The organism is Cohnella herbarum (genome assembly GCF_012849095.1).
GTDB lineage: Bacteria > Bacillota > Bacilli > Paenibacillales > Paenibacillaceae > Cohnella > Cohnella herbarum.
On sequence record NZ_CP051680.1, the window covers coordinates 3631831 to 3648363 of the forward strand.

Sequence of the window (16533 nt, forward strand, 5' to 3'; positions counted from 1 at the left end):
CCTATAGATCAACGATGACCGCCGATTTGTCATCCGACTTCTTATGCCTCGGATGTAACTTGCAATCCGGATCAAGGTTCTCTTCCTCGACGAGCTGTTCAATATAACGTTCGATCCCCAGTTCGTCCAATCGATCCAGGAACCGTTCCCATTTCAGGGGATCGGAACAATTCTCGATAAAATGGAACATTCCATCCGTTACCGCATACAATCTGCGAATACCGGATCTCGATATTGAGCCGTATTCCATCGCCCAAGCCAATTCGGGATCGCCGTTCATCACCGAATATCCGTTCGGGCAGTTGGCTTGTCCGCGGTTGAGCATCGATTGCCGGCGCACCTTCTCTCCGACTTCCTCGAGAGATAAGACGTTCTCCTCCATTAGCCGATGCTTCAGGTTTAATGTCGCCAAGTCGAATTCCGCCACGCGATTGTAGGTGAGAACCCTTACGCTGCCGTCCCGGTACCGGGCAAAGAGCATGCAATCCCCGCTTTGGACGAATTCGACGGTTCGGGAATGAACGCGGAATATCGCGAACACCGCGCTCCAGAGCTTCCACTTGCTTGCCATCTCGACGCCTGCCGCATCCATTCGCTCCCGCAATACGGCGTTCGCCCGCAAGACGGTTTCTCTCAGATCGGGATCAAGCTTCTCCGCTTGAAAAGCTTCAGCCAGAATTCTCGACGCGATATAACCCGAGGTCATATTCGATTCGAGGACGGACTTGCCCATGGCGGACACCCCGTCGATAACGCCATACACGGCCGCGAGGTCATTGACGACGCAGGCGTCCTCATTTAACCCCGCTCCTCCCGGCCTTGTGCATGCGAATGCCGTAATACCGTCGTCTTTGCTTGATGTCCCTGTCATCTCTGTCATCGTAATCCTCGCTTTTCTTGTCGTGGCGATCGCTTACCCCTTCAACGAACCGATCATCATTCCCTTGACGAAATACTTCTGAATGAACGGATAAACAACGAGAATCGGCAGAATGGTGGCGAAAATAATCGCGTATTTAATGTTCAGTCCCGTAATGTTGGCACCAAGCGCGTTCGCTTCGGCCGCCGCAGACTGCGTGCTGCTAAGTTCCCCTTGGATAACCATGTTACGCATAATGATCTGTACCGGATACTTGATCTTCTCATTCAAATAGATCATTGCCGGAAAGAAGCTGTTCCAGTGCCATACGGCATAGAATAACACCATCGTGGCCAGTACCGGAACGGATAGCGGCAAAATAATCCTTAAGAAAATTTGCAAGTCGTTGGCTCCGTCCACGTATCCGGATTCGTGCAGTTCGTTCGGCAACTGCTGGAAGAACGTCCTCATAATAATCATATACCATACGCTGATTGCCGGTGGGATTAATATCGCCCAAACGGTGTTCACCATGCCCAGACCGTTCACGATCATATAGCTGGGTATGATGCCTCCTTCGAAAAACATCGTAAAAATAATAATCGCCGTTAACGCGGTTCGTCCGAAAAACTTGCTTCGGGACAACGGGTAAGCGCACAACGTCGTCATGCACACCGCGATCAACGTCCCTGCAATCGTATAGATGAACGTGTTCTTGTAGGACATAAGGAAATCCGGATTGTCCAAAATGACTTTATAAGTCGCAAAGGTGATGCCCTGCGGGAAGAAGCTCACTTCTCCTCTCCCTACGGCTTGGCCGTCGCTAATGGAGATGATCAGCATGTAATAAAGCGGATATAGGATCGATAAACATAAAGCGATCAATATCGCGTAATTCAGAACGTCGAATAACCTGCTGCCTTCTTTTCTCATCTGAGTTCCCTCCTACCACAAGCTGGCGGCGCCGAGCCGCTTAGCGCCTTTGTTGGCGCCATAGATCAATACGAAAGCGATAATCGATTGAAACAGTCCCACCGCGGTTCCGTAGCTGAAGTCCGCTCCAAGCACGCCCCTGCGGTAGATGTAGGTGGAGATTACGTCCGCCGTCTCGTAAGTCGCGCCGGTATACAACAGCAATATTTTCTCGTAACCGATCGATAGAATATCCCCAAGCGTAAGCAGGAACAAGATGGAGATGACCGGAGCGATTCCGGGCAGCGTAATATGAAGCACCTGCTTCCACCGGTTGGCCCCGTCGAGCCGTGCCGATTCGTAGAGACTCGGATCCACTCCCGCTAAAGCCGCCAAATAGATAATCGATCCCCAGCCGATCTTCTGCCACACTTCCGTCGAGACGTAGATCGTCCTAAACCAATCGGAGAGCATGAGGAAAGGGATATGTTCACCGCCGAACGCTTGAACGACCTGATTGACGATGCCGTCGGAAGCAAGAAGATTGACGATCATTCCGCAGACGACCACGGTGGACAGGAAGTGGGGGAGATAGCTCACGCTTTGAACGAACCGTTTGAACATGCCTTTTCGAATCTCGTTCAGCAGCAAAGCCAGAATAATCGGAGCCGGAAAATAAAACACGAGCATGTATACATTGATGACCACGGTATTGCGAACCAACTTCCAGAAGTAAGGATCAAAGATAAATTGCTTGAAATGGTGAAATCCGACCCATTCGCTGCGGAAAACTCCCTTCATTACGTTGTAATCCTTAAACGCGATGAGCAACCCGAACATCGGTCCGTATTTGAAGACGATGAAATAAATGAACGGCAGCGCGAACATAAGAAATAAATACCTGTTGTCTTTGATTTGCTTAAGAATGATCGAACCCTCCCACGCCAGTTGTTGAACGAATGCATGCGATACGGCTTCTTCCGCTCCGTTCGACCTTATGATAAGCGGCGTTTCGATAGGAGGACAACGCGCATCTCTCCTCTTGATGCGCCAGATTCCCACCTTGCAAGGGTTATCGCGAGAAAACCCCGATTCCATTGCGATTCCGCGATTCGACCGAAAAAACAAACAACCTCCAAAGCCGTCTATGAACGGCCTTGGAGGTTCCGATTAATCAACTACCACCCATTTCGAACCCTTTGCGCTTATTCCTTCAACCACTCGTCGATCTGAATCGCAAGCTGCTCAAGTCCCAACTCGATAGGAACGCGACCGCGCATAATAAGTTTCAGAGATTCGTTGAATTGTTTATCTATCTTCGCCCAATTCGTAACCGGAGGACGTAGGAACGAGGCATTCAGGCTTTCGACGTAGGGACGAATCGTCGGACTAAAGCTGAGCTCCGATCCGCTAGCCTCAATATTGGTCGGCAACAGTCCCATCTCGAACATGAACTGCTGAGCGGGAGCCCCTGCCATCCATTTCATGAACGTCCATGCCGCTTGCTTATGGCGGGAACTCGACATAAGCACCAGATTCTCCCCGCCGACGATCGCTCCCTTTTCCCCTGGGTTATGCGGAAACGGAGCAAGCACCGTATTCGCCAGCAGTTCTTCGTTATCGTCGCCCGATACGTGGGATAGGATGGAATAGTACCAAGGACCTTCATCGATCATCAGAAGCCTGCCGTCCTGAACCGCTTCCCATCTCTCGAGTTTCCCCGAAAGGACGTCTTCGCTGATAATCCCTTCGTCCAGCAGCCGCTTGAGCGTACGAACGGCTTGGATGCTAGTCTCGCTATCCAAGTACCCGACCGATCGGGTATAGTCGCCATTCGTTAGCTTACCGCCTAATCCCGAAAAATAAGGAAGGATATCCCAGGTGCTGATTCCATTAATCCCTAGTTGCCATCCGGTTCGTTCGCTAAGGGCGACAAGTTCGTCCATCGTGGACGGAGGATGGTCTAACCCGGCTTGCTCTAAGAGCTTCCGATTATAGATCGCCGCTTTCGTATTCATGTTTAACGGCAGACCGTAGTAACGACCGTTATATTTGCCGGATTCTAACGCCGTCTTATGAAGCTTCATCGAAACCTTCCCGAATTCGGGTAATCTATCTATTGGATCAACTAGACCAAGCTTTGCGAATTCCGGCAGCCAGGGCATATCCAACCGAACGACGTCCGGACCGCTGCCCGAGGTCGTTTCCGCGATTAACGCGCTTTTAATATTCTCGTAGGTCCGTCTTACAGAATTAACGCTGATCCCGGGATTGGCTTGCTCGAAGGCGGGAATGACCTCCTGCTCGAACATCCTCGATTCCACGTCGCTATACGTATGCCAGACCGTTATTTCCTCGTTTGCGCTCGGCTGTAACACTTTCTCAACGCGGCTTCCTCCGATGATGCTCTCGCTCGAACCGCAACCGGATAATAGGGCTCCGATGGCAAGCCCTACAGAGATAACCGTAATCTTTGTTCGCCGTATCCAACCTATCCGACCTCTCCATCCACTCCGCTCGGTCTCCTCCCGTTGCCCCGTCATGGACTCTCCTCCTTGCACAAGCCGTGTCCCGTCAGGCTTTCCCGGTAATCGACCGGCGACAGTCCCGTCATTTTCTTGAATAGCTTGCTGAAATATTTGACGTCGTTAAATCCGGCCTTCTCCGCCACTTCGTAGATTTTCAAGCTATGATCGCCAATGATCTCCTTCGCTTTGCCGATCCGCAATCGAATAAGATAATCGATAAAGTTATGACCTGTATGGTGCTTAAACTGCAAACAAAAGTAGTTTTTACTCATATGGACGTGATCGGCTAACCGCTGAAGCGAGATATCGCCGGTGTAATGCGCGGAAATATACGCAATCGCTTTATCGATCAACTGCTTATTTCCCTTGAACGTATGGGAGCCTGCCGCGAACGATTTGCGGTACCCTCGAATTTGCGTCGTCAGCAGCCCCGTCAGCTCTTCCAACGTTTCCGCTCGTTTCAATTCTTCGAAGCCTTCGAGCAGAACGCTCATCTCCTGCTCGTTCATGAACAGGGCGGTGACGATCTCGAATGCCTCCTTGCGAACGTTATTCGGGTCCGTTCGCATCGCTCGCCACCTTTCCGTCCAATTTCGAACGATCGCATCAGCCGCATCGTAGTCCCGTGACTGAGAAGCTGACTTCAGCTCGCGAAACAGCGTTTGGGTTGGCTTATTCTCATGCGATTGCGGGTACTCCAGAGAGTCGGAACAGTCCGGCAAACCGTACGTCCCTTCCCCCTCGTAGAACCTTCGTTGGGCCGCAAGCCCGCTTGAACGATAGACGGAACGCAACATTTCGGGAGTCGAGCCGACCGCATACCCTACCGTAACTCGGATGTCTAAGCGGTCGACCCATTCGGAGCAGATCGCTTTAATGGTTTTTTCCGGCGGCAAGTCGCCGGGTGCCGGAATACCGATCACAAGCGTTCGATCTCCTGCCAGGAACGCAACCCCGACATCCGCCGTTTCATAGACGACTTCCTGCAGTTCCTCCAGCAGCATGCCGACGTGCATTTCGCCGTACGACTCTTCCGTCTCCCTCAGTCCGCTAACCAATACGGTACACAGGGCATAGCCTTCCTTCATCCAAGACGGAGCTTCGTCGGGAGACAGGCGCATCTCCTCGTGAACGAGGGCGCGTTTGATGTCCGTTTCCAGCTTCCTTCGATCGGACGTTAATCTAGTCGCTCGTATAAACCGCCGATCGTCGTCGTATTTCCGCTCTTCCTCGATGAGTCTTAAGCACTTTCTTACGAGTTCCAACAAACCTTCGGGCTCCAAAGTGGGCTTAAGCAAATAATCCACGACGCCAAGCTTCAGCCCTTGCCGCACGAATTCAAAATCGTTATAGCTGCTGACGAGAATCACTTTCGTCTTCGGATGCAGGGAGAGCGTCCGTTTCGTTAGCTCGAGTCCGTCCATGATCGGCATCTTGATGTCCGTGATCAGAATGTCGACCGGCTCGTCGCTAATCTTCTTCCACGCCTCTTCGCCATTCGCGAAATCGCCCGCTAAACCTATATTCTCCCGCTCCCAATCCACCGAAGCCCGAATTCCGAAACGAATGACCGGCTCATCGTCCACGATCGCTACGCGATACATAGCTATGCCCCCTCCCGAAAAGCGTTATCGTCCGCAGGTCTCATTAGCTTCATCAGCACGATCGTTCCGCTAGACTCGCCGTTCGAGATCCGCAGTTCCGAGCCGACGGGATAGTACAATCTAATCCATTCCCTTACGTGCAGCAGACCGATTCCGGTCATGCCCGTCGGCTTCGCGGATTCGGCATCGTCCAGCATTCCGATATGCTCCTGCGGAATACCTCTGCCGTTATCCTTGATCTCTATTTCAACGGCATCCTGCGAGCGATAGGCTTTTATCCAAATATCCCCGCCTCCTCCGGTCGGTACGAGCCCGTGAAATACGGCGTTCTCCACGATGGGCTGGATTAGCATCCTTGGAATTCGGAAAGGCTCCGCCTCTATCGCGATATCCAGATGGAGCCGAAACGCCGTATCGTATCGAATCTCCAGGATACTCAAGTATTTGCTCACGATTTCCAATTCCTCCGTCATCGATACGAAATTGCCCTTCTTGCCCATATTCGCTTCCAGCAAGAGCACGAGCGCGGATAAAGCATCGTAAGCTTTCGTGGATTGATTGTAAAGAACAAGCCATTTGATCGTGCTCAGCGTATTAAATAGAAAATGAGGGTGAATCCGGTGCATGACCGCCCTTAGCTCCGCCTCTCGCTTGCTCTCCTGAACGTTATGCACCTCTTGGACGAGTTCGTCGATGCGCTTGATCATCTTGTTGAACTGACGGCTCATATGTCCGATTTCGTCATGCGATCTTACTTCCGTACGTACCGTGAAGTCGCCGCTCTCCGCGACTTTCATCTGGGAGGTCAACTGCTTGATCGGATTCGTTACGAGACGGGCCAGGAACAGACCGATGACGATGGCCACAAGCGCGAATCCCACGGCGGACGTCCAGATTAAACGGCGCATGCTCGTTAATTCATCCGTTATTTCCCTGATCGGCACGGAACCGACGACGCTCCACCCGTTGGATAGCGGCTGCTTGATATTGTAATAACTCACTCCGCCCGCTTGATGCTCGAATTCCGCATCGCGGCTCCGGGCCGCCCACTCCCGCAATCCGCTGTCGGACAAGGGCTGGCCGATGCGCTCTTCATGTCCGTCGATGACGATGATTCCTTCTCCGTCCACGACATAGAACCCGCCCGTCTCCCCAAGGCGTATTTGCCCGATGCGGTCCACGATTTTCTTCCCGTCGAGATTCACGAGCAAATACCCGATATCGGCGAGAGACTCGAAATCCTTAATGACTCGAGTAACCGGCAAGATCAGGTCGTTGCGATCGCCAATTCCGCTATAGGGATCATAGTCAAGCCGCCCCCATACGGGTTGGCCGTCCTTCTGCCGGGCAAGCCGAACCCACTCCAGCTCTTGAACGGATTGGCTGTATATTTTCGAGAACTTAAACGATCCGCTGCCCCAGCTCGTTCCTTCCTCCCTGAGCACGTAGATCGTCTTCACGAACGAATTGGAGCCTACGAAATTGTTCAGCAGATTAGACATCTCTTCTTTGTACTTCTGCTCTTCTTCCGGCTTCGGATCCGTATGGCGTACCGCCTCTTGCAGCTTAACGTCGCTATAGAGCACCGTCGAGGCATCCGTTCCCGCGACCATAATCGAAGACAAGGCATCCGCCGCCTGCCGAACAAGCTGTAGCGAGGTCACGCGAACGTTCTTCTTAACCAGCTTCGAGGAAGCCGAATAGAACAACACGCTAGTCAACGTCGGAATAAGAATGACGACCAGCAGGGCGAGAATCATCTTCGTCGCGAACCTCTTGCCCCACTGAAGCCGTTGTTTTCTCCGGTGCATCCATAAGCTCATAACCATCGCCCTCCGTGTACCTATTGTACATCGCCCGGCGGATTCGTTGAAAGCCCTCTCAACAATCTTGATCAACCTTTAACGGCTCCTTCATTGAAGCCCGATTGTACGAATTTTTTCTGAAAAGCGACGTAGATGAGAATAACCGGCAACAAAGCGATGATGGAAGCGGCGAAAATCTGTCCGTAGTTCGTCGCGTATTTGTCGTTGAACATCAAGATCGCGATCGGGAGCGTGCGAAGCGCTTCGCTCTTAATGATCGTCAAGGCAAGGAAATATTCCTCCCAAGTCCCTTGGAAAATGAAGATCGCCAACGTCCCCATCGCCGGAAGCGATAACGGCAAGTAAATATTCCAATAGATGCGCCAGTTTCCTCCGCCGTCGATCAGCACCGACTCTTCCAACTCTCTAGGTATGCTCTCGAAAAAGCCACGCAGGAAGAACATATTGCCGACGACCCCCGCGGCGACGTAGATCAGCCACAATCCGGCATACGTGTTCACGAGCCCCAGATCTTTGATGATAATGAACTGAGGAATAATATTAATGACGGAAGGAATCATCATCGTAAGCAGGAACAGCCGGAACACGGCCTCTTTGCCGGGAAAAGCGAACCGGGCGAAGCCGTATGCGGTCAACGAGCTCACGAGCAAAGCCCCGACCATCGCTACCGATGTGATCAGCAGGCTATTCGCGAAGTAACGGGCGAAGTGATTTTTTCCCCATACGACTTCGTAGTTAATCAAATTCGGAACGACTTGAAATACTTCTTCAGGCTTAGGAAGCGAGAATGTCGCCGTGAAGAAGCTGGTCAGAATCATATAGATAAAAGGAAATACGAACAGCAAGGCGCCGAAAATAATAATGGCGTATACTGCGAGCTTAGTAAACCACGGCGCTTTCATACCCCAATCCCCCTCTCTAGAACAGCCGTTGCTTGCCGATCTTGGTCATTTGATAGTAGGTGACGGCGAACACGAGAATTCCCATCATCACGCCCATTGCCGCCGCTTCCCCGAAATGAAAATGCTTGAATGCTTCCATATAAATCAGACTTGGAATAACCTGCGTCTGGTTCATCGGGCCTCCGGCCGTAATAAAGTACACCTGCGGGAAAAAGCCGAACGCTCCGTTGATCAGATTAATGAGCACGAACAACGTGATCGGGCGTAACATCGGCAAAGTCACACGTAGAAATTTGTGGATCGGCGACGCGCCATCCATATCCGCCGCCTCGTACAAATCCCGGGGAATCCCTTGCAACGCGGCCATATAGATGACAACGCCCCATCCGACCGTCTTCCAAATATGGAACAACCAAATCATGATCATCGCCGACCAATAATGGCTTTTCCACGCGATCGGTTCCGAGAGAACACCGAGGTTGAGCAACATATAGTTGACGAAACCGCCCGATCCGTCGGCGAACAAATACTTGAACAGCAGCGCAACGACGATCCAAGACGTCACGATCGGCAAGTAGTATAACGTCCTGAACGTCACCTTCATTCTTACGAAACGCGTATGGATCAAAGAGGCGAAAACCACCGCCAGTAACCAGTTGATCGGAACGGTAACCGCTACGTTAAGAAAAGTATTCTTAAGCGCGATCATGAATTTGCGGTTCGGGTCGTCGAAGACGTCTTTGTAATTATCCAAACCGATCCAAGGACTCCGGGTACCCGGCAAAATGTTAAACTCCTGAAAGCTGACCTTCACGTTCTGGATCATCGGATACACGACGAAGACGAGCACGCCGACAATGCCGACCGCGACGAACGGCAGTACTTTCAGCCATTGGGCAAGGCCGATTCGCCAACGGGATTTCCGGACCGGCGCAGGGTTGCCGGACGATATCGCTTGAGCCATTGCTTGTGCCTCCCTTCCATCGGATGAAGACGACCGCACCTAACGGTGATCCGTCGGTGCAGTCGCCGGTATACGCATTCGCATTATTCGTTATTCGCTTAATAAGGCCGACATTTGTTTGACCGCTTCGTTTAGAGCTTCCGCCGCGGTTTGTTCTCCGCGAATCGCCTTCTCAAAGCTAAGGTTGAAGATCGTCTCCATCTCTCCCCATTGCGGAATCGGAGTACGCGGCAATGCGGTATTCAACTGCTCGATGAACGTAGCGATATACGGATTTTTGGTCGTATCGATCGCGTTGGCCGCGTTCTTGTTCGTCGGAACCATTCCCGCCTCGACCATGATTTGCTGCGGCTCTTCTCCGAGCATCCATTTCATGAAAGTCCAAGCTTCATCGGGATGTTTGGAGTTGGAGAAGGATACAAGATTTTCTCCTCCGACGACGGATCTGCTTCCTCCAGGACCTGCCGGCAGCAAGGCGCGTACCGTCTTGTCTACCGGGTTGAATTTATTCTCCGCGTCTCCCAGCAGAATGCTGAAGAACCACGGTCCGTCGTCGATCATCATATATTGGCCGGATTTCATTCCGTCCCAAGTTCCGGGCTCGCCGCCTAGCAAGGCAGGAATGACGAGGCCTTCCTTGTTCCAGCTAATAATCGTCTCCAACGCCGTAATACTGTCGGGACTGTTCAAATAACCGTCCACCTTCGTATAATCTTCATTCGTCACCTGGCCGCCCAGGCTCCAGAAATAAGGCAGCAAACCCCAAGCATTGATTCCGGAAATACCGATTCCTTGCTTATCCTTTCCCTTCAATGCCCGCGCCGCTTGAACGAGTTCGTCCATCGTCGCAGGCGCATGGTCAAGGCCGGCTTCCTTTAACGTATCGGAATTGTAAATCGCGATTTTCGTGTTCGTGTTTAGTGGGACGCCGTAAAAATCTCCCTTAAAGATATTCGTCTGCAAAGGACTCTCGAATACGCTCGATTTCACTTCGTCGAACCCGGGAAGATCGCTTAGCTTCTTAAGCGCTCCCTTGGATGCAAGCTCCGGCACCCAGATGATGTCCATCCGCATCAGATCCGGAGCGGCATCGCCCGCGACCGCCGCGATAACTTGATCCTTCAACCCTTCGTAAGGCATGCGCGTCAGCTTCAGCTTGATGTTCGGATACGCCGATTCGAACATCGGCTTGATTTTCTCGATCAGCACCTTCTCCTCGGAATCGGAATACGTGTGCCAATATTCGATCTCGACCTGCTTTTCCGTATTCGATGCTTGCGCTTCCGACGGATTAGCCGTCGTACTTGCGCTCTCGTTCGGGCTCGCATTATTGCCGCCGCTACATGCCCCTAGAACGAGTATGAGCGCCAAAGCCACAATCCATGACACCTGTTTTCTCATCGCCTGATTCCCCCATTAACGTGGATTCGATCTCGTTTCGCCTTCATTATGAGTTAACCGCCCTTGCATCGTAACCGCTTACAATACTGGAATGGTGGATATCCTTCCTGCATTGGCAGCCTCGATTAGTTAATCAAACTAAAAAGGTGTCGAACATTCCGATTGCGATTCGGAAGGTTCGACACCTAATACAACGTTCTTAAGCTTGAAGATCTTTCACTGAGATTACGGCTCCCTTATGGTGAGCTTGAACGACGGCCTCCAACAACAGTTGATTCCGATATCCGTCCTCCAAGACGGCGATTTGCGGAGTTGCTACCTGTTCACCTCGAAGCAGTCCAACGAATTCCCGCCAAGGATTTATGCCCTTCTCCTCAGCGACCTCAATCGTTTCCGTGATTGTTCCGCTACCGTCTTCCTTAGGATAAGTCCAGACGGCTTGACGGTCATTCAAAGTGCTCACATGTAGAGTCCCCGCTTCTCCGTATAGAGTCACCTCATGCTGGTTGCCGCAGCCAAGCGCATTCCGCGAAGTCTGGAACACGCCTACCGCGCCGTCTTCGAACCTAACGTTGAAACAAGCAAAGTCGTCGACCTTAACGGGAATCGGTTCCCCGGTCTGCGGGTGCGCGCGCTCCGGCACGATCGTTCGAAGCATCGCCTGCAACTCCGACATGCGGGAACCCGTCAAGTACTCGGAGATATCGATCATGTGTGAGCCCAGATCGCCCAATACTCCCGTGCCCGTAATCGCCTCGTCGAAGCGCCAGAGGAAAGGGGTTTTCTTGACCGTCGAGCCCCAATCTTGCATGTATTGCACGAACAAATGGTTTATCCGTCCAAGCTTGCCATCCGCCACGAATTGTCTCGCGAACTGAAAGGCAGGCCCGTTGCGATAGGAAAAGTTGATCATAAGCGGAATCGGATGAGTACGGTAGAATGCCAATACTTCCGCTGCTTCCTCGAGCGTCCTTGTCAACGGCTTCTCCGCGAACAGCGGTTTGCCCGCTTCCATGCAAGCGAGCAGGACGGCCGCATGAGAATCGTTCGGCGTGACGGAGACGATCCCCTCTACCGCAGGATCGTTGATCAGCGATTCGATCGAACTGTATCGCTTCTCTTCCGAAACTTCCAATTGCGCGCCGACTTCCTCAAGCGCTTGCGGGCTAACGTCGCACAGGGCGACGATTCTCGCTCCCGGCACTTCTCCGAGCTTCTGGATATGAAACCGGGACATGCCGCCGAGCCCAATAATTCCAATGCTAACTTCTCTGCCCATTTCGATCCCCTTCCTCATTCGCCAGTCTTCTGTATTTGATTCGCATCCGGGGAAGGAAATCCTTCTATTCGTTAACAACATCTGAACATTTAACACCTTTCGGAATTTCCGATCAGCGATCCAGGAGGCTTCAACTAAAACGACGTAACCTGCGAGCTTCCCAACAAGTCATTTAACGCATCTTTAATCGTCGTCGTGGGGATTGCGAATCCGATCCCTTGCGCTTCGGAATTGACTGCCGTATTGATTCCGATAACTTCGCCTTTATCGTTCAGAAGCGGTCCGCCGGAATTGCCCGAATTGATCGAGGCATCGGTTTGCAACAAATGCTCGTATTTATGCTCGCCTTGTTCGTCCGCGATCGTGATCGGCCGTTCTTTGGCGCTGAGCACGCCCATCGTGATCGTATGATCCAATCCGTACGGATTGCCGATCGCGATGACCCAATCCCCGATCTTCGCCTGATCCGAATCTCCTAACGTCAGCTTCGGAAACGACTTGCCATCCGGACTTTCAACTTTCAGTACCGCTAGGTCGAGCTCGTAACTTGAACCGACCACCTTAGCGGTAAGCGGCTCATCGTAACCTTGCACCGTAACTTTAAGCTCCGTAGCACCCGCAATGACATGTTCGTTCGTTAGAATATAGCCGTCATTTTGGAAGAAAAATCCGGTTCCCGAACCCATCAGCTGCAACTCCCCGCTCTGTTGTTGCTGTTGCTGCTGACGTCCGCTTCCGCGGCCGCCGAAGAGGAAATTCGTTCCGTTCCTCATCGAATCCGTTTGCGTCATGTAATTTTCGATTTTCACGACCGCCGGACTCGCTGTCTCGAATACCGACGCAATATCGCCGTTCGCGCCGACGGAAGCCGTAACGATTCCCGCATCGTGCGGCAAGGAGTTTCCGCTAGCGTTCGACCCTGCTCCCATTCCGCCGCTAAACAGATTTTGTTTGTCCGCCGCATACGACAGTCCCCCGACCAGCAGGGCGCCGACCAAAAATGAAGCGGCTATCGATTTGAATCCAGGCCCTTTATGACGCTTAGCGTTATTGTTGTCATTGGAGGACGGCGGTTTCCTTCCCATCATGGCCAATTCATTCTCGTACGATGACTTCATCGTCGATACCTGTTTCGTTGAATCGTATACATATACGTTAACCTGTTCGCTAGGGTTGTCCAAATCGTGCTTGTCCTGCATGTGGTTGTCGTTCATATTGATCATCCTCCTCTTGCTTTCTTGTCTCTATCATGGAGGATGTTCCTTAAACGAAACTTAATCTAAACTAAATGCTTCATGAGAATGCCATAGGCGAGGAATTCGGGAAAAAGAGCGATTGCTAATGGAAATGTGCACGTTTTCGTAAGCGATTAGCCTGGCCCGCGAAATAACTCGGCATTCTCTTGATTCGTTTCTACTTATTCGGGCGGGAGTTTGTCCATTCTCGACAACTGTCTTTGGAGGGAATAGATGGATTAATACAGGTATTTTCGGTGCGAATGGCTGTTTTTGAGCAATTAAATGGTTATATACAGTTATCCACCGCCATCAACCGTTTGGGCCCGATCAGGGAAGTAAAACAACTGTATTAAACCATCTATTTTAGTCGGATGACCCTTAGTGTCGGAACACTACCCGCCGTTTATATAATAACGTTATCCGATATCGCTATTCGCCCTCAAAGTTATCCAGAGTGCCGCAATAAAGTTATGCCATAACGCTATCTCTCACCTGAAGAAGAAAATGGACAGATTTCAAAAAAATAACGTTATGCCACACCGCTAATTGATCCCGCAGTCACCCGGAAAACCGGAATAACGTTACGCCGTAACGTTATTTCGCCATCACAAGGAGTGTATGGTTTCACAGAGCCAAAGTTACTCTGAGTACGCTTTCGAGCTCGGATGGTGCCATATAATACCGGAATGTTATCTGCCGGCTATATAGTAGAGTGCACGTCTGTCTGGAAGCAGATGTTCGAGCCCGTCAAAGCCACCATACCGAATCTTTCTCTCACCGATAATAACAGTGCGGCGTAAGTAGTAATTATAAGTTATGCAAAATTGGTCAGAATCTAGCAAATTTACGTAATGAATCGAATAGAACGCAGATCGAATTATCTGAAATCTTGATTGTCACTCATCAAGCCATTTCCAAATGGGAGCGCGGAGAATCTTTACCCAACATAGAGAGTTTGCTTACTCTTGGTAAACTATACAATAAATCGATTGATGACTTACTTAGCTGCGGATTACGATCCGTAGAACCGCATAAACCTTTCGAGCCATTAGCACCGCTCTCAAATTTAGAAATCGATGCAACCGAAATCTGGACACAATCTCTCCAACTCATTCGTACGAAAATGTCCAAACCGAGCTTCGACACTTGGTTCAAAGAAACATCTGCAGTATTCGATGGGGATTCCATCATTATCTATAGCCCAACCTCTTTTGCTAACGAATGGTTATACACGCGCTACTCTTCTATGATTATTGAAACCATAAACGAGATTACGGGAAATACGAATCTTAATATCTGTTTCAAATCCTTAAATCTTGTGGAACCGACTTCTAAGCTTAAGGAGCAAGCTATTCTAATTGAAGATTAATTTTAACGGATACCAGCCAGTCCATGTGCCCAAAAAAAAGTCTGCACGGAGTCAGACTGCAAACGCAGCTTCTCAGGCAGACTTATCTTTATGCTTCTTATTTTCCGGCGTGTTCTTTAGTCGCGGTATCCAACATGGATTCCCAATCGGGGAACTTCGTCTCGCGCGCGATATGACGATCGAACAGCTCATCCGGGATATTCTGGATATCTTCTCTGGTTCTGACTTGGAAATTGCCCTTGACTAAAAACTCCTCGAAAGTAGCAAAGTTGGAATACTTGCTCATGAACGAATCATTACATAACTCGTCTAATGAGACGAAACCAGGTTCTTCTTGAATGGATTTCTGACCTTGCATTTCTTTTAACAATTCGTCGAACGACATCGGCTTATGCTTTCTCAGACGATCACTCCTAGATAAAATTTATTTGATTAAGATTGGATCTGATTGGTCTTTGACTACGGGAATGGACTTGCCGATCATCTTCTCGATGGATTTCAAATACGGAGCTTCTTCCGCATCGCAGAAAGAGATCGCTATTCCGCTTAGCCCCGCTCTTCCGGTACGGCCTATTCGATGAACATAGGTTTCCGGGATATTGGGAAGGTTAAAATTAATCACATGGGAAAGTTCATCGATATCGATGCCTCTTGCCGCGATATCCGTCGCCACCAACACCCGCGTTTCCCCGCTCCTGAAATTATTCAAAGCGCCTTGACGTGAATTTTGCGACTTATTTCCATGGATGGCTTGAGCGGAAATATTCGCTTTGGTCAATGCGCGTACGACGCGATCCGCTCCGTGTTTAGTCCGGGTGAATACGAGCGCCGAACCGATCGAAGGATCCTGCAACAGATGATTCAATAATCGCAGCTTCATTTCCTTTTCTACAATATATACCGATTGCTCTATTCTTTCCACTGTGGAAGATGCCGGCGTGACTTCGACTTTTACCGGATCCACGAGCAGCGTCTTGACCAGCTTAGAGATTTCGGGAGGCATCGTAGCGGAAAAAAACAAAGTTTGTTTCTTAGCGGGCAATGTCGCTATAATCTTCTTCACGTCATGAATAAAGCCCATATCCAGCATTCTATCCGCTTCATCCAGCACTAATATTTGAACATGCCGTAAATCCACGAGCTTCTGATTCAATAAGTCGATGAGTCTCCCCGGAGTCGCGATCAGAATATCCGTGCCGTGCTCCAGCGATTTTTCCTGTACCTTCTGCGAGACCCCGCCCACGATCGCCGCGCAACGCAAATCCGTAAAATGTCCATACGCTTGAATGTTATCCGAAATCTGGAGAGCGAGCTCTCTCGTCGGCGTCAAAATCAATGAACGAATACGGCGGTTCCTCGAGCCGTGGCTGGATTGCTCGCTCAGCAGTTGGAGGATAGGCAAGGAAAACGCGGCGGTTTTCCCCGTTCCGGTTTGCGCGCAACCGAACAAATCCCTACCCGCCAGCACGACGGGAATCGCCTGCTCCTGTATGGGAGTCGGCGCTGTATAGTTTTCCTTGCTTAATGCTTTGAGTATTTCCGGTTTAAGCTTTAGATCGTTGAAAGTCATTTGGTCTCCCCATCGTTAAATACTATAATTCCTTAGCATCTCCACAATCCGTACCTTTAAGACATAACAAGTCAGTATAAC

Annotated in this window: 13 protein-coding genes and 1 pseudogene; 1 reads left to right on the top strand and 13 read right to left on the bottom strand. The window is 50.7% G+C overall.

The features are described from left to right. Position 1: 1 nt before the first annotated feature. The 11 genes from HH215_RS16115 to HH215_RS16165 all read right to left on the bottom strand — a co-directional run bounded on the left by HH215_RS16115 (position 2) and on the right by HH215_RS16165 (position 13489). Entirely contained in the window at positions 2 to 880 is an 879-nt protein-coding gene (locus tag HH215_RS16115) for a protein phosphatase 2C domain-containing protein (RefSeq protein WP_169280832.1), read from the bottom strand. Between the two features lie 33 nt (positions 881 to 913). Continuing rightward, complete coding sequence (locus HH215_RS16120) at positions 914 to 1792, bottom strand: carbohydrate ABC transporter permease (protein WP_169280833.1); 879 nt, start codon at positions 1790 to 1792, stop codon at positions 914 to 916. Between the two features lie 12 nt (positions 1793 to 1804). Continuing rightward, positions 1805 to 2899, bottom strand: coding sequence for an ABC transporter permease (locus HH215_RS16125; RefSeq protein WP_254450506.1), 1095 nt, complete (start codon positions 2897 to 2899; stop codon positions 1805 to 1807). A 77-nt stretch (positions 2900 to 2976) separates the two neighbouring features. Then, complete coding sequence (locus HH215_RS16130; RefSeq protein WP_169280834.1) at positions 2977 to 4314, bottom strand: extracellular solute-binding protein; 1338 nt, start codon at positions 4312 to 4314, stop codon at positions 2977 to 2979. Then, on the bottom strand, positions 4311 to 5903 hold the full coding sequence (locus tag HH215_RS16135) for a response regulator transcription factor (RefSeq protein WP_169280835.1): 1593 nt from the start codon (positions 5901 to 5903) through the stop codon (positions 4311 to 4313). The genes HH215_RS16130 and HH215_RS16135 overlap by 4 nt, the downstream gene beginning before the upstream one ends. 2 nt (positions 5904 to 5905) lie before the next feature. Further along, positions 5906 to 7726, bottom strand: coding sequence for a cache domain-containing sensor histidine kinase (locus tag HH215_RS16140; protein ID WP_169280836.1), 1821 nt, complete (start codon positions 7724 to 7726; stop codon positions 5906 to 5908). 71 nt (positions 7727 to 7797) lie between these two features. Beyond that, positions 7798 to 8631 (bottom strand): carbohydrate ABC transporter permease, encoded by an 834-nt coding sequence (locus tag HH215_RS16145; RefSeq protein ID WP_169280837.1) that lies wholly within the window; start codon positions 8629 to 8631, stop codon positions 7798 to 7800. A gap of 16 nt (positions 8632 to 8647) precedes the next feature. Next, positions 8648 to 9595 (bottom strand): carbohydrate ABC transporter permease, encoded by a 948-nt coding sequence (locus tag HH215_RS16150; protein WP_169280838.1) that lies wholly within the window; start codon positions 9593 to 9595, stop codon positions 8648 to 8650. Positions 9596 to 9685: 90 nt separating this feature from the next. Beyond that, on the bottom strand, positions 9686 to 10996 hold the full coding sequence (locus tag HH215_RS16155) for an extracellular solute-binding protein (protein ID WP_169280839.1): 1311 nt from the start codon (positions 10994 to 10996) through the stop codon (positions 9686 to 9688). A gap of 199 nt (positions 10997 to 11195) precedes the next feature. After that, complete coding sequence (locus tag HH215_RS16160) at positions 11196 to 12275, bottom strand: Gfo/Idh/MocA family protein (RefSeq protein WP_169280840.1); 1080 nt, start codon at positions 12273 to 12275, stop codon at positions 11196 to 11198. Positions 12276 to 12409: 134 nt separating this feature from the next. Beyond that, positions 12410 to 13489, bottom strand: a complete 1080-nt coding sequence (locus tag HH215_RS16165) for a S1C family serine protease (RefSeq protein ID WP_254450507.1) — start codon at positions 13487 to 13489, stop codon at positions 12410 to 12412. A gap of 847 nt (positions 13490 to 14336) precedes the next feature. Between HH215_RS16165 and HH215_RS37045 the strand changes: the two genes are divergently transcribed. Next, on the top strand, positions 14337 to 14882 hold the full coding sequence (locus HH215_RS37045; protein WP_375140524.1) for a helix-turn-helix domain-containing protein: 546 nt from the start codon (positions 14337 to 14339) through the stop codon (positions 14880 to 14882). Between the two features lie 97 nt (positions 14883 to 14979). On the opposite strand, the gene HH215_RS16175 is transcribed toward HH215_RS37045, so the two are convergent. Then, on the bottom strand, positions 14980 to 15267 hold the full coding sequence (locus HH215_RS16175) for a hypothetical protein (protein ID WP_169280842.1): 288 nt from the start codon (positions 15265 to 15267) through the stop codon (positions 14980 to 14982). A 51-nt stretch (positions 15268 to 15318) separates the two neighbouring features. Then, a pseudogene (locus HH215_RS16180) lies at positions 15319 to 16452 on the bottom strand (DEAD/DEAH box helicase); the annotation flags it as partial. Positions 16453 to 16533: the final 81 nt, after the last annotated feature.

What these genes read in the sequence shown, in the direction of transcription:
- HH215_RS16115 (WP_169280832.1), bottom strand. Translation starts at nt 880, where the DNA reads ATGACAGAGATGACAGGGACATCAAGCAAAGACGACGGTATTACGGCA.
- HH215_RS16120 (WP_169280833.1), bottom strand. Translation starts at nt 1,792, where the DNA reads ATGAGAAAAGAAGGCAGCAGGTTATTCGACGTTCTGAATTACGCGATA.
- HH215_RS16130 (WP_169280834.1), bottom strand. Translation starts at nt 4,314, where the DNA reads ATGACGGGGCAACGGGAGGAGACCGAGCGGAGTGGATGGAGAGGTCGG.
- HH215_RS16135 (WP_169280835.1), bottom strand. Translation starts at nt 5,903, where the DNA reads ATGTATCGCGTAGCGATCGTGGACGATGAGCCGGTCATTCGTTTCGGA.
- HH215_RS16140 (WP_169280836.1), bottom strand. Translation starts at nt 7,726, where the DNA reads ATGAGCTTATGGATGCACCGGAGAAAACAACGGCTTCAGTGGGGCAAG.
- HH215_RS16145 (WP_169280837.1), bottom strand. Translation starts at nt 8,631, where the DNA reads ATGAAAGCGCCGTGGTTTACTAAGCTCGCAGTATACGCCATTATTATT.
- HH215_RS16150 (WP_169280838.1), bottom strand. Translation starts at nt 9,595, where the DNA reads ATGGCTCAAGCGATATCGTCCGGCAACCCTGCGCCGGTCCGGAAATCC.
- HH215_RS16155 (WP_169280839.1), bottom strand. Translation starts at nt 10,996, where the DNA reads ATGAGAAAACAGGTGTCATGGATTGTGGCTTTGGCGCTCATACTCGTT.
- HH215_RS16160 (WP_169280840.1), bottom strand. Translation starts at nt 12,275, where the DNA reads ATGGGCAGAGAAGTTAGCATTGGAATTATTGGGCTCGGCGGCATGTCC.
- HH215_RS16165 (WP_254450507.1), bottom strand. Translation starts at nt 13,489, where the DNA reads ATGAACGACAACCACATGCAGGACAAGCACGATTTGGACAACCCTAGC.
- HH215_RS16175 (WP_169280842.1), bottom strand. Translation starts at nt 15,267, where the DNA reads ATGTCGTTCGACGAATTGTTAAAAGAAATGCAAGGTCAGAAATCCATT.